We start from the raw sequence: 292 nt of genomic DNA, 5'->3' as shown, positions 1-292 counted from the left end.
TAGGACGTTGATAGGCAGGGTGTGTAAGCGTTGTGAGGCGTTGAGCTAACCTGTACTAATGACTCGTGAGGCTTAACCATACAACCCAAAAGGGTTTTACTGCAAAGTAAGTAATGGTTACTGAATCAAAAGAATACAGAAGTACTTGATTGAAGTGCGAACTCAGATTGACTCTTAGATAGAGTACAGCTTTCCGAATTTACAGTTTTGTCTGGAAACCATAGCATTGTGGTCCCACCTGATCCCATCCCGAACTCAGAAGTGAAACGCAATCGCGCCGATGGTAGTGTGG

Annotated in this window: 1 rRNA gene; it reads left to right on the top strand. The window is 44.2% G+C overall.

The window, feature by feature from the left end:
• Positions 1-210: 210 nt before the first annotated feature.
• A 5S ribosomal RNA gene (gene rrf / locus DB48_RS13395) occupies positions 211-292 on the top strand; the annotation flags it as partial.

It is taken from the genome of Shewanella sp. cp20 (genome assembly GCF_000832025.1).
GTDB lineage: Bacteria > Pseudomonadota > Gammaproteobacteria > Enterobacterales > Shewanellaceae > Shewanella.
The sequence above is the reverse complement of the archived record's forward strand: the minus strand, read 5'-3'. Positions and strand labels throughout refer to the sequence as shown.